11 protein-coding genes are annotated in these 12,603 nt (G+C 36.7%); 3 read left to right on the forward strand and 8 right to left on the reverse strand.

Annotation, left to right across the window (positions count from 1 at the left end; genetic code table 11):
- Nucleotides 1-14: 14 nt before the first annotated feature.
- The 3 genes from prfC to RGQ13_RS05300 form a co-directional block, all read right to left on the reverse strand.
- Entirely contained in the window at nucleotides 15-1,595 is a 1,581-nt protein-coding gene (gene prfC, locus RGQ13_RS05290; RefSeq protein WP_348392520.1) for a peptide chain release factor 3, read from the reverse strand.
- Nucleotides 1,596-1,797: 202 nt separating this feature from the next.
- Nucleotides 1,798-2,244 (reverse strand): ribosomal protein S18-alanine N-acetyltransferase, encoded by a 447-nt coding sequence (gene rimI, locus RGQ13_RS05295; RefSeq protein ID WP_348392521.1) that lies wholly within the window; start codon nucleotides 2,242-2,244, stop codon nucleotides 1,798-1,800.
- Between the two features lie 26 nt (nucleotides 2,245-2,270).
- A complete protein-coding gene (locus RGQ13_RS05300; RefSeq protein WP_348392522.1) occupies nucleotides 2,271-2,732 on the reverse strand; it encodes a hypothetical protein in 462 nt (153 codons plus the stop codon).
- Between the two features lie 214 nt (nucleotides 2,733-2,946).
- On the opposite strand from RGQ13_RS05300, the gene RGQ13_RS05305 reads away from it, so the two are divergent.
- Nucleotides 2,947-3,489, forward strand: a complete 543-nt coding sequence (locus tag RGQ13_RS05305; protein WP_348392523.1) for an outer membrane beta-barrel protein — start codon at nucleotides 2,947-2,949, stop codon at nucleotides 3,487-3,489.
- A 19-nt stretch (nucleotides 3,490-3,508) separates the two neighbouring features.
- Here the strand turns inward: RGQ13_RS05305 and RGQ13_RS05310 are convergent, their stop codons facing one another.
- Both RGQ13_RS05310 and RGQ13_RS05315 read right to left on the reverse strand, forming a co-directional pair.
- Nucleotides 3,509-4,198, reverse strand: coding sequence for a TIGR01621 family pseudouridine synthase (locus RGQ13_RS05310; RefSeq protein ID WP_348392524.1), 690 nt, complete (start codon nucleotides 4,196-4,198; stop codon nucleotides 3,509-3,511).
- 2 nt (nucleotides 4,199-4,200) lie between these two features.
- A complete protein-coding gene (locus RGQ13_RS05315) occupies nucleotides 4,201-5,559 on the reverse strand; it encodes a Na+/H+ antiporter NhaC family protein (protein WP_348392525.1) in 1,359 nt (452 codons plus the stop codon).
- A gap of 326 nt (nucleotides 5,560-5,885) precedes the next feature.
- Here RGQ13_RS05315 and gshA point away from each other — a divergent pair, with 326 nt between their 5' ends.
- Entirely contained in the window at nucleotides 5,886-7,454 is a 1,569-nt protein-coding gene (gene gshA, locus RGQ13_RS05320) for a glutamate--cysteine ligase (RefSeq protein WP_348392526.1), read from the forward strand.
- A gap of 472 nt (nucleotides 7,455-7,926) precedes the next feature.
- Here gshA and dxs read toward each other — a convergent pair whose 3' ends face one another.
- The 3 genes from dxs to RGQ13_RS05335 are packed head-to-tail and all read right to left on the reverse strand — an operon-like array spanning nucleotide 7,927 to nucleotide 10,941.
- Nucleotides 7,927-9,792 carry a 1-deoxy-D-xylulose-5-phosphate synthase gene (dxs, locus tag RGQ13_RS05325; protein ID WP_348392527.1) on the reverse strand — a complete coding sequence of 622 codons (1,866 nt, stop codon included), beginning with the start codon at nucleotides 9,790-9,792 and terminating at the stop codon, nucleotides 7,927-7,929.
- 16 nt (nucleotides 9,793-9,808) lie between these two features.
- Nucleotides 9,809-10,699 (reverse strand): (2E,6E)-farnesyl diphosphate synthase, encoded by an 891-nt coding sequence (ispA, locus tag RGQ13_RS05330; protein ID WP_348392528.1) that lies wholly within the window; start codon nucleotides 10,697-10,699, stop codon nucleotides 9,809-9,811.
- Entirely contained in the window at nucleotides 10,699-10,941 is a 243-nt protein-coding gene (locus tag RGQ13_RS05335; protein ID WP_348392529.1) for an exodeoxyribonuclease VII small subunit, read from the reverse strand. The genes ispA and RGQ13_RS05335 overlap by 1 nt, the downstream gene beginning before the upstream one ends.
- A 187-nt stretch (nucleotides 10,942-11,128) precedes the next feature.
- Between RGQ13_RS05335 and thiI the strand changes: the two genes are divergently transcribed.
- Nucleotides 11,129-12,592, forward strand: a complete 1,464-nt coding sequence (gene thiI, locus RGQ13_RS05340; protein ID WP_348392530.1) for a tRNA uracil 4-sulfurtransferase ThiI — start codon at nucleotides 11,129-11,131, stop codon at nucleotides 12,590-12,592.
- Nucleotides 12,593-12,603: the final 11 nt, after the last annotated feature.

Below are 12,603 nucleotides of genomic sequence, written 5' to 3' on the forward strand. Positions count from 1 at the left end.
GTCTAAATCTTTAATTAATGTTCACGGGTTTTATGGAAACTTACTTCAGGGTAACGTTCCTGATTTAAGTTTAAATTAACCATAGTTGGGGCTATATAAGTTAAATTGTCGCCACCATCTAAGGCTAAATAATCGTATGCTTTTTTCTCAAATGTTGCCATTACTTTAACATCGTCACAACTTACCCAACGGGCAGTTGCTACTGCTATTGGCTCGTATAATGCGTCTACGTTGTATTCATTTTTAAGGCGATGAACAACAACTTCAAACTGCAATACACCTACGGCGCCAACAATCATATCGTTGTTACTCATAGGTCTGAATACTTGCACTGCACCTTCTTCTGAAAGCTGGATTAAGCCTTTTTGTAATTGTTTCGCTTTCAACGGATCGCGCAAACGAATACGACGGAACATTTCAGGGGCGAAGTTTGGAATACCGCTAAACTTCATTTCTTCACCAGCGGTAAAGGTATCACCAATTTGAATTGAACCATGGTTATGCAAACCAATAATGTCACCGGCAAACGCTTCATCAACGTTAGTACGATCGCCTGCCATGAACGTTACCGCATCAGCAATTTTAACGTCTTTACCAATACGCACCTGGCGCATTTTCATACCTTTGGTATAGCTACCTGAACAAATACGCATAAATGCAATGCGATCTCGATGCTTTGGATCCATGTTGGCTTGAATTTTAAATACAAAGCCTGAGAATTTTTCTTCTTCAGCATTAACTTCACGCTTATCTGTTACACGAGGTTGTGGCGTAGGAGCCCACTCTGTTAAGCCATCTAACATGTGGTCTACACCAAAGTTACCTAATGCAGTACCAAAGTATACTGGCGTTAACTCACCGGCTAAGAACTCTTCAAGGTTAAACTCATGACAAGCGCCTAATACTAATTCTAATTCTTCACGTAAATCATCAGCAAACGCACCAACGGCAACGTCAAGTTCAGGGTTATCTAAGCCCTTAATAACTACCTTGTCTTGAATTGTATGACCTTGGCCAGTTTTGTATAAGATGGCTTCATTGGTTAAAAGGTTATATACACCTTTAAACTCTTTACCCATGCCAATTGGCCAAGTAATAGGAGCACATTTAATCTTTAGAACTTCTTCAACTTCATCCATTACTTCAACTGGATCACGTACATCTCGATCCATTTTATTCATAAAAGTAATGATTGGGGTATCACGCAATCGGGTTACTTCCATTAATTTAACGGTACGATCCTCTACACCTTTGGCGGTGTCGATTACCATCAAACAAGAATCAACTGCGGTAAGTGTACGATATGTATCTTCTGAGAAATCTTCATGACCAGGAGTATCTAATAAGTTTACTAAGCAATCTTGATAAGGAAACTGCATCACCGAGGTAGTAATTGAGATACCACGGTCTTTTTCCATTTCCATCCAGTCTGACTTGGCATGTTGGCCAGACTTTTTACCTTTAACGGTGCCTGCTTTTTGTAAAGCTTGACCAAAAAGTAATACTTTTTCAGTAATGGTTGTCTTACCCGCATCGGGGTGACTGATGATGGCGAAAGTTCTACGTTTGCTAACTTCCTGCTGTTGAATTGTCATGTTTTACAATTACTCGCTACTTAATAAATATCTATTGTACCTGTGCTTGAAAAGTATACAGGCATAAAAGCGCGTTATTATACAGAAATAGAAGCGCTTAAGCAGTAATTATGAATGATTTAATAGGAAAAATTGTAATTAAGGCAGAAAATAAAAAATGAACATTGCTATTTGCAGTTATTCTTTGAACAAGGCAGGAAATTTAAAGTGATAAACTCATTACCAACGCATCTTCATAACCAATTGCGGCAGGGTAGTATCCTGTACGTCGATGCACTTGGATAAAGCCATTTTTCATATAAAGCATTTGCGCGGCAATATTTTTTGAACGCACTTCTAAATGACACTTAACGACTTGATTTTCTTTTGCCTTACCTAGAAAGTCAGTCAGCAGAAGTTGGCCGTAGCCTTTACCTTGAAAGTCGGGGTGTACGCAAATTTCCATTAGCGTAAATTCATCGATAACTAAGTCACCGACGTAAAAGCCGACCACAATATTATCAACAGTTAATTGTCTGGTTTTGTATCTACCGCCAATACAACTAAGCAGCGTTTTTTTAGTCCATGGAAATGGGTTACTTGCAGTTTCAATGGCATAAATAATTTCAACATCACTGTTATTGAAGTTGTTAATTGTTGGCTTGGTCATACTGGATTGGTTGCTCTGTTATGAATTTAATTATTACAGTTATTGATATGACTGCAAAGACAAGCCCAAAGTGCTGATTTAAGCTGATTGCTTTTCGATAAGTTAATTAGGTTTGGAGTCGTTAATGTTTGTTCTTTGTAACTGCATTTGTCATCACTGCTAAATTGCCATAACAAGGTATCAAGTTGTACACCTGCTGTAGTCAATAAAACGTTAGATTTATCACAGTTTAAAGCGATTAATATATCGATGCTCAAAGGCTGAGAAAAAAATTGTTCAATGTTGTCGAAGCTATGCATTATTGCACTTTCTTGTTGAACATCTTCTTCAATTGTTTTCACAGTCTTGGTAGTGACAACTTCAGGTTCAGTCGCACTTTGTTCTACATCTGATGATGGCAAGTTATTTTGAAAGAATTGAGGACGACTTTGCCATAGGCTTACGCCCATAGTCTGCAAATATTGAAATTGTCGCTCATTTATATTCATAACTTTACTTTAAAAACTAAAACGTTATCTCACTGTAATGATGACAGAATCGATAATTTCACACAATAAAATATTGTTGGATGAATAAAATAAAAAAAGAGGTTAACTAATAACCAATAGTTACAAACGGTTGCGATTCATTACGTTATTGGTCTTATTTATTGTAATGCTAAAACTCATACTGAAAGGGAAATAAAAATCTTACGGACCATAAATGTTGAAAAATCTAATTAAAAAAAATCTCATTGCACCAATAACAGCACTTTCACTCTTAACGTTATCAGCACCATCTTTAGCGAATATTTATATTGGCGCCGGCGCTTATAAATCTGAAACGGAAGGGGTACCAGCAAACGATGACGAAGAAGTATCAGCTTTCTTTTTAGGATATAACATAGTTGATAGCAATATTTTCATGTTTTCTGTTGAAGGAGGTTATTATGATTTAGGCAGCTTTAAAGGAACTGCCAACGGTGATGATTATAAGTCTGAAGCAGAAGCATACACAATTGCTGGTGTTGCTTACCTCCCTGTAGGCCCTTTTATTGAACTCTATGGAAAAGTTGGTATTGCTATGGTTGAAGGTGAAACCGTGATTAATGGAGATAAATATAGCGATGACGGCGAAGAAGCTTTTGGTGGTTTAGGAATGTCGATTGATATTCTTGATACCGTAGACATTTATGCAGAATATTTAGTCTTTGATAATGAAATAGAGTCAGAAATGGCTGGCGTAGGTGTACGCTTAGCTTTCTAAGCAAAGTATTATGCTACATCTATTTAGGCCAGCTTAATAACCAAGGTTGGCCTATCTCTTCTAGCTTATTTTTAAATTCTTCAGTTTGAAATAAAACACCTGTAGTAGGCAACTGCGTAAATTCAAACTGTTCAGCATACAATTCAAACTTTAACGCATAAGCATGTAAGTAACCCCGATCAGAACGGTCACTGGGATTATAAATGGGATCGCCGGCTATGCTGCTGCCAATACTATTTAACGCCACTCTTATTTGATGAGTTTTGCCGCTTAATGGCCGCACGATATACAATCTAACTTTTGGTAATAACGCATAAGAAAAAAATTGAGTTAACGCTGGATTGATCATGGTTCTTGCTAAACGCCAACTGCTACGCCTGCTTTTTTCCATATCACCTTTTATCCAACCTTGTTTCTTCTTAGGCTTGTCTTTACTGATTGCTAGATAAAATTTTTGAATTTTATGTTGTTCAAATAACTTACCTAGTTCTGTCGCGGTTAATTTGTTTTTTGCAAATAACACTATGCCAGAAGTCATTTTATCAAGACGATGAACTGGATATAGCTCTTTATAGTTTTGTGCCTGTTTAACAACATTAAACAGGCCGCTTCCTAGGTCGTCTTCATCATGAAAATTGAAGTTTTGTGCTTTGTTGACGACAACAAAGTCGTCATTTTCAAAAACAATTGCATAAGGTCGGGTGCTCATAGCTAAACAGAAGCACCAACTATCAAGAAACCGATAATAGTTAATGTTGCAGCAAACAATGAATATGGTAGTTGAGTTTTTACATGCTCAAAATGATCACAGCCACTAGCAATTGACGCGACAACGGTAGAATCTGAAATTGGTGATGCATGGTCGCCAAATACGCCGCCACTTAATACCGCAGCGACTAAAAATGGCACTGGTAAACCTGTATCTAAAGCGATAGGAACAGCAATTGGTATTAACAAGGCAAATGTTCCCCAAGAGGTTCCTGTTGAAAATGCCATAATACCAGCAGCTAAGAATATGAGTGGTGCAATCAAAATGAGAGGAAAGTCAGCAGTTATTAAACTACTCACATAAGTACCCGTTCCAAGTGCTTTAATCGCATCGCCAAAGGCAAAAGACAAGACTAAAATGATAACGGCGGGTAGCATATTTTTTATGCCTGTAGTAAAACCGTTAGCAAGCTCTTTTACGGTTAACAATTTATAAGCAAAGATCATTACTATTAATAATGCCAATGCTGAAACTATGGCGACAAATACTGAAAATGAACCTGAGCCACGACGAATATCGCCATCTCCAGTTATCCATAATAACACTAATGTTAATACCAATAGACTGATCATTGGTATCCACATTACTCGAGCTTTTGCCGGTTTAATGTATTGAGTATCAGTTGGTGCTTCAGCTAGGCTTTCACATTTTGCCATTGGTCCATAAACTTTGCCGCTGTACGCTGTATAATAAGCAAGAAGCACGGCAATAATCGCATAGAAGTTATAGGTTAACGTACCAAGTAATACGCTTATTGGATCTTCCAAGTTATAGCCATCTAACAAACCCAATAAGTATGCACCCCAGCCATTAATTAGAAATAACACACTAATTGGCGAACAAGTTGAATCAAGAAGGTAGGCTAATTTGGCTCGGCTAATACCATGTTGGTCAAAAAGTTTTTGCGACGCCATACCACCAGAAAACATACTTAAATTTGTATCGGTGAATATCGTAGTACCTACTATGGTTGGTAATAAGGTTGCTTGTCGTTTAGTTTTTACCAAGCTTAGGTTCGCCAAATTATCAATAAAACCCTGCACTGCACCTGAGCGGTTCATTAATTCAACTAAGGCGCCAATTAATAAACTAAAAGCAATAATTTGAGCGTTGCCGGTAGAACTAAATACATTGCCAATTTCAGCGAGCGTATCAATACCTGCAGTTAACGGGTTCCAGCTGTCTAATAAGAGAAAACATAAAAACAGGCCACTAATTAACGCTAAAATGGCATTTTTTCGCCAAATAGCAATAACAATAGCTAAAGCGGGGGGGAGTAAAGTAAAAGCTGAATCTTGCATAAACCTAGGTACTTAAAAAATTAAACAGTACTCACTGTACATGGCAAACTTAACTTGTTCAAAGAAATGTTTAAGATTACATGCCGTTAGTTACATTTAAAAACTCTTGTTTAAATATTGTGCTATAGACGTTAGCCTTATGTAAACCGGTAATAAATAATGGTTATTTGTTATAAGCTATTTGTCTGATTAAGCAGAAAAAAGGCTTGGAAGGTATTGAAAAATAATATACTTACCCCACATTTATTACTTAATGACTATAATAAGCAAATTGATGCATTTACTATGCAATTCATAATAAAATCAATTTGTTTTCAGGGGTGACTTTGACTTTCTCTATTTTAGATTTAACTAAAGCTTTTTCAGAAAAGCATTTATCTGCAATCGCCGGCGCACAGCGTGGTATCGAACGTGAAACGCTAAGAATAAGGCCTAATGGTAAATTATCAAGCCAAGGACATAATAAGGCATTAGGCTCGGCGCTAACTCATGAATACATCACAACTGATTATTCTGAAAGCTTATTAGAGTTTATTACCCCAGTATCACCTTCAATTGATGAAACGTTGAATCAATTAAAAGATATTCAAAAATTTACTTTAGACAACATAGAAGGCGATAATTTTTGGCCTATGAGTATGCCATGTGCAGTCGTTGAACAAGACGAAGTAATGCTTGCACAATACGGCTCGTCAAATATTGGAAAAATGAAAACAATTTATCGACAGGGTCTAAAGAATCGTTACGGCAGTATGATGCAGGTTATAGCCGGCATACATTTTAATTTTTCATTTTCATCTGAATTTTTTGAAAGCCTGCAAACAATAACCGGTGATACTCAACAAAAACAGGACTTCATTTCAGATCGTTATTTTTCATTAATCAGAAACTATAAACGCTATGGATGGTTAATTCCTTATTTATTCGGTAGTTCACCGGCGTTATGCCCGTCATTTTTACAAGGCAAACCGCAAAGTTTACCGTTTAAAAAAGCACCCGCAGGCTGTTTGTATCTAGAACACGCTACGTCACTTAGAATGAGCGACTTAGGCTATACAAATTCATCTCAGTCAGAGCTTCATATTTGTAATAACCATATCGACGACTATGTTGAAGGTGTTCAAAAAGCGATTAATTTACCTTCTGCAGAGTTTGCTAAAATTGGCGTGAAAGTTGATGGTGAATATCAACAATTAAATAGCAATATTTTACAAATTGAAAATGAACTTTACGCGCCTATTAGACCTAAACGAGTTGCTAAATCGGGACAAAAACCTTCAGATGCACTAAAAGAAGGTGGAGTTGAATACATAGAAGTTCGTGCAATGGATATTAATCCGTTTGTAAGCACCGGTATTAGTAAAGAGCAAATGTATTTCTTAGATGTATTTATTACCCTTTGTATGCTCAAAGATAGTCCAACAGTTTCGCCTGAGCAAAAGCAGGTATTCACTGATAATACAAACCTCGTTATTTTAGAGGGCCGTAAGCCGCAGCTAACGTTAATTGATGCTGGACAAGAAAAAACGATACCGCAGTGGGGTAATGAAATTTTTGCTGAGATGAAATTAATTGCAGATTTATATGATAAAGCCTACGAGACTACTCAATATAGTACGGTTGTTGAAGCCGAACTAAATAAAATTAATGATCCAACTTTAACTCCATCGGCTCGAATCATTGATGAGTTATTAACTACCGGTAAGGGTATTGTTACTTGGTCAATGGATTATGTGAAACAATATAATAAAGAAGCAAAAGAATATGATTACCAAGTGTTCAATGAAGATTTGTTTATTGAGTTAGCAAAAAAATCATTAGTAAAACAGCAAAATATTGAGACTGCAGACACCAAAAGTTTTGATGAGTTTTTAGCGGAATACTTTGAAAAATAAATTATTTTCAAAAATATATAAATATTTTTGAACTAAATAGCAAAGTACTACTCATACAAAAGGTAAGACATTTTATTTCCTTATGAATGACATTTTAAACGCATATTTTTATGCGTTTTTTTTTGTTTTTTTATCTATAACGCGCGAATACAGAATTTATACCATCCATGGTAATTCTAAGTTAAATCATCCATGATTTAAATTTTACGCCAACCATTGTTTGATTTTTGAACGATGTTAACTGCGGTTGGTCCGAATTTATTCGGACGTTAAAGAGTATTGATAGTGGGGCTAAAAAGTGTAGTTCAAGACAATTAAAATAAAACAAATTTATTTTGAACTTAATCAAATAAACATCGTCTTACCTATTGAAAGCAATTTTTCCCTGGACTGCTTTTGACTCTATAAGCGCGTAATTTGATGTAACGCGCTTTTTTTTATGTGAAATTCCTTGGTTTAACTCGCCCTTTTTCTATGACGCGATAAAACCTTTAGCTTTAGCTAATATGCCTTGTGCGTCTAATTCAAGCTCACTATGTATCTCATCTTGTGTACCATGTTTAATAAACTCATCAGGTATACCAATATTTAGCAATTTAGTGCCTAATTGATTAGCTAGAACATATTCATTCACTGCAGAGCCAGCGCCACCTGCAATAGCGTTATCTTCGACAGTAATAAAATGACTGTGAGTACTTGCCAATTTTGATATTAATGCTTGATCTAGTGGCTTAACGAAACGCATATCAACTAAAGTAGCATCAAGTTCATCTGCTGTTTTTTGTGCCGCAGCTAACATGGTACCAAATGATAAAATAGCTAGATTTTTACCTTCTCGTAATACTAAACCTTTACCAATTTCGATTGTTTCATTTATATCGGGTAATTCAACACCAATGGCAGTGCCACGAGGATATCTAACCGCAGCTGGGCCGTTATACCTATGGCCGGTACTAAGCATTAATCGACACTCAGCTTCGTTAGCTGGACACATAATTACAAGGTTTGGTATACAGCGCATAAACGATAAATCGAACGCTCCTTGATGAGTTGCTCCATCTGCGCCAACAATACCTGCACGGTCAATTGCAAATAAAACCGGTAAGTTTTGAATTGCCACATCGTGGATCAGTTGATCATAAGCGCGTTGTAAAAAGCTTGAATATATGGCAACAACAGGATTGTTTCCGCCAATTGCTAAACCTGCAGCAAAGGTGACCGCATGCTGTTCGGCAATGGCAACATCAAAATACTTATCAGGAAAGCGTTGGCTGAATTCAACCATACCAGAGCCTTCGCGCATGGCAGGAGTAACAGCAACAAGCTTGTTATCAACTTCTGCAGTTTCACATAACCAATCACCGAATATTTTTGAATAACTAGGTAGACTTGGAGCGCTTTTAGGCAAACTTTCACTCTCAGGATCAAATTTAGGTACCGCGTGATACTTGATCGGGTCTTGTTCTGCTTGCTCGTAACCTTTCCCTTTGGTGGTGATTACATGCAATATTTGTGGGCCTTTCAAGCCTTTCATATTACGAATGGTATCAACCATGCCATTTACATCGTGACCATCGATTGGTCCAATGTAATTAAAACCAAGCTCTTCAAAAAATGTTGAAGGTACAACCATACCTTTTAAATGCTCTTCAGCTTTTGAGGCTAATTCTTTAATTGGTGGAATCGAACCTAAGATACGCTTTGAGCTTTCTCTAAGGCCAGTATAAAGGCTACCTGATAATAACTTAGCTAAATGGTTATTCAATGCGCCAACGTTTTCTGAAATACTCATTTCATTATCGTTCAACACAATAAGCATGTCTTTGTGTATATCACCGCCATGATTTAATGCTTCAAATGCCATGCCAGCAGTCATCGCACCATCGCCAATTACGGCAACCGTTTTACGATTTTTGTTTTCTTTCTCAGCTGCAACAGCCATGCCTAACGCTGCAGAAATAGAGGTACTAGAATGACCGACACTTAATACATCATATTCACTTTCTTCGCGCCAAGGGAATGGGTGTAACCCATCTTTTTGGCGAATAGAATGCAGTTGATCACGACGACCGGTCAAAATTTTGTGTGGATAGGCCTGATGGCCAACATCCCAAATTAAATTATCAAACGGCGTGTTATATACATAATGTAGGGCAACGGTTAATTCTATTGCGCCTAGGCCTGAGGCAAAATGACCACTACTTTTACTTACTGAATTTAGCAAGTAGCTACGTAATTCATCACTAATTTGTTGAAGCTTTTCCTGAGAAAAGTCACGCAACTGCTCTGGCTTATCAATTTGCGCTAGTAATGGGTAATGAGACAAGTCTGTAGTCATATAAAATTAGTATTTCTTAATGTGCACGTTTAATAATAAACGTAGAAAAATTAGATAAGTTGCGTGTATTGTAGGGCAAAGCTTCTAAAGCTGAAAGTGCTTGTTGAAATAACTGTTGTTCTTTTTCTATTGCACCTTCTAAGCCTAACAACGCAGGATAAGTCGATTTATTGGCATCTAAGTCAGAGCCTGCCGGTTTACCAAGAGTTTCTTCATTACTGGTAATATCAATAATATCGTCATGTACTTGATATGCCAAACCAATTTGCTGTGCAAATTGTTGTAAGCCTATAAAGGTTTGTTCAGGTAAGTCTTCACGACAACGCGCAGGCATTAAAATGGCAGCTTGTAATAAAGCCCCTGTTTTTAAACGATGAATGGTTTGTAAATGTTCAAGAGCTACTTTTTTATCTGTAGCAGCTAAATCCATTGCTTGGCCGCCACACATGCCTTGATACCCTGCAGCTGAACTTAACATTTGAATCAGTTTAATATGAGTGGCAGCACTAATATTTTTAAATTGATGATTTGAAATAATTTCAAACGCTAAAGTTTGCAAACTATCACCAGCAAGTATCGCGGTAGCCTCGTCAAATTTAACATGACACGTTGGTTGACCACGGCGTAAATCATCATCATCCATTGCGGGTAAATCATCATGCAATAATGAATAAGCATGGATACACTCTAAGGCGGCAGCAATAGGATCAATGTCTTCTAAATCTAAATCTAACATTTCTGCTGTAACATAGGCTAAGTATGGACGCATGCGTTTACCACCTATGAGTAAACCATAATTCATGGCATCAAACAGGCGTTGATCATTAATACTGATCTCAGCAAGTTTTTGCTTCAAAAAGTTATCTATACGATTTTGGAATAATGATAAATTATCTAACTGGGACACTAATCTTGACTCTCGTTATCCGTAAATGGTTGCAATTGCTCTTCACCATTATTGTTTAACAAAATTTGAATTTTTTGTTCTGCTTTACTTAATTTGCTTTGGCTAGCTTGGCTTAAAGATAAGCCTCGTTCAAATAACTTCATCGAATCTTCTAAAGATAAATCACCTTGCTCAAGATCATCGACAATAGTTTCAAGCTCATTCATAGACTCTTCAAAGCTTTGATTTTCAGGTTTTTTCACGCTCGACTACCTTCAGTAACGTTGACATCTTTGATTGTTTAACAGCAAAGATAAAGCAAATTTAATTATTACAGTTATTTTACCTTGTATTTTACTTAATTGGTATAAACTTAAACCCCGCAAATTGCATTACTTCATACATTTGTTGGTGTATAATGCGCCCGTTTTTAATTAATTGGTTTTTATAATGAAATTTATCATTAAATTGCAGGCAGAAATTGCCATGAAGTCGCGCCCTGTACGTAAGCGTTTTACTAAACTGTTAAATGGCAGCATTAAAAATGTATTGCGCCGTTTAGATGAAGACGTACGTACTCAATTGAACTGGGACAATATCGAAGTTACCAGTAAAAATATTTCGCCTGAAAACCGTTTGCAGTTAATTGAAGCATTACAATGTATCCCTGGAATTGCTCACTTTTTAGAAGTTCAGCAATTTGAATTTACCGACAAGCACGATATTTTTGAAAAAACTCTAGCCGTTCATGGCAAAAATATTGAAAACAAAAGTTTTTGTGTACGGGCTAAACGTTTAGGTGAACATGATTTCTCATCATTAGAATTAGAACAATATGTTGGTGGTGGCTTAAATCAAAATGTTGAGTCAGCTCGTGTGCAACTTAAAAAACCAGACGTAACTGTTCGCATTGAAGTTAAAAACGATAAATTATTAATAGTAACCAATCGTCATGACGGCCTTGGCGGTTTTCCAATTGCTACTCAAGAAGACGTATTATCTTTAATGTCAGGTGGTTTTGACTCGGGTGTTGCCAGTTATCAAATGATTAAAAAAGGCACTAGAACGCATTATTGTTTCTTTAATTTAGGCGGCTCTGCGCACGAAGTTGGCGTTAAACAAGTTAGCTATTACTTATGGAATAAATTTGGCTCTTCACATAAAGTTAAATTTTTTGCCGTAGATTTTGAACCTGTCGTTGCTGAGATCCTTGAAAAAGTTGAAAACGGTCAAATGGGCGTTATCTTAAAACGTATGATGATGCGAGCAGCAGCACAAATTGCTGAAAAAACTGGTATTCAAGCGTTAATTACTGGTGAAGCATTAGGTCAGGTTTCTAGTCAAACATTAACCAACTTAAATGTTATCGACAGAGTTACCGAAACTTTGATCCTTCGTCCATTAGCAGCCTATGATAAGCAAGATATTATCGATATAGCGCGCAAAATTGGCACTGAAGATTTTGCTAAAACTATACCTGAATATTGTGGCGTGATTTCACAAAAGCCAACAGTTAAAGCTATTCTGTCAAAAATTGAAGCTGAAGAAGCTAACTTTGATATGAGCATACTTGATCAAGTTGTTGCTGATACTCGTATGCAGGATATTCGTGATATCGCTACCGAGACAGAAGCAGAAGTGAATACTGTTTCACAAATTGAAACCGTTGATAGTGCTGGTCATGACAATGTGATTGTTGATATTCGTAGCCCTGAAGAAGAAGACGCTAACCCACTAGATTTTGATGGAATTGATGTTAAACACATTCCATTTTACAAATTAGCTACTCAATTTGGTGACTTGCCAAAAGATAAAACCTATCTGTTATATTGTGACCGAGGCGTAATGAGTAAGCTGCAAGCTTTATACCTACACGATAATGGCTTTAATAACGTAAAAGTTTATCGTCCTTAAATAAACAAAAT

Source organism: Thalassotalea psychrophila (assembly GCF_031583595.1).
In the GTDB taxonomy this organism is placed as follows: domain Bacteria; phylum Pseudomonadota; class Gammaproteobacteria; order Enterobacterales; family Alteromonadaceae; genus Thalassotalea_A; species Thalassotalea_A psychrophila.

Coding starts and splice junctions, on each gene's coding strand:
- prfC (WP_348392520.1), bottom strand. CDS start 1,595: ATGACAATTCAACAGCAGGAAGTTAGCAAACGTAGAACTTTCGCCATC.
- rimI (WP_348392521.1), bottom strand. CDS start 2,244: ATGACCAAGCCAACAATTAACAACTTCAATAACAGTGATGTTGAAATT.
- RGQ13_RS05300 (WP_348392522.1), bottom strand. CDS start 2,732: ATGAATATAAATGAGCGACAATTTCAATATTTGCAGACTATGGGCGTA.
- RGQ13_RS05305 (WP_348392523.1), top strand. CDS start 2,947: ATGTTGAAAAATCTAATTAAAAAAAATCTCATTGCACCAATAACAGCA.
- RGQ13_RS05310 (WP_348392524.1), bottom strand. CDS start 4,198: ATGAGCACCCGACCTTATGCAATTGTTTTTGAAAATGACGACTTTGTT.
- RGQ13_RS05315 (WP_348392525.1), bottom strand. CDS start 5,559: ATGCAAGATTCAGCTTTTACTTTACTCCCCCCCGCTTTAGCTATTGTT.
- dxs (WP_348392527.1), bottom strand. CDS start 9,792: ATGACTACAGACTTGTCTCATTACCCATTACTAGCGCAAATTGATAAG.
- thiI (WP_348392530.1), top strand. CDS start 11,129: ATGAAATTTATCATTAAATTGCAGGCAGAAATTGCCATGAAGTCGCGC.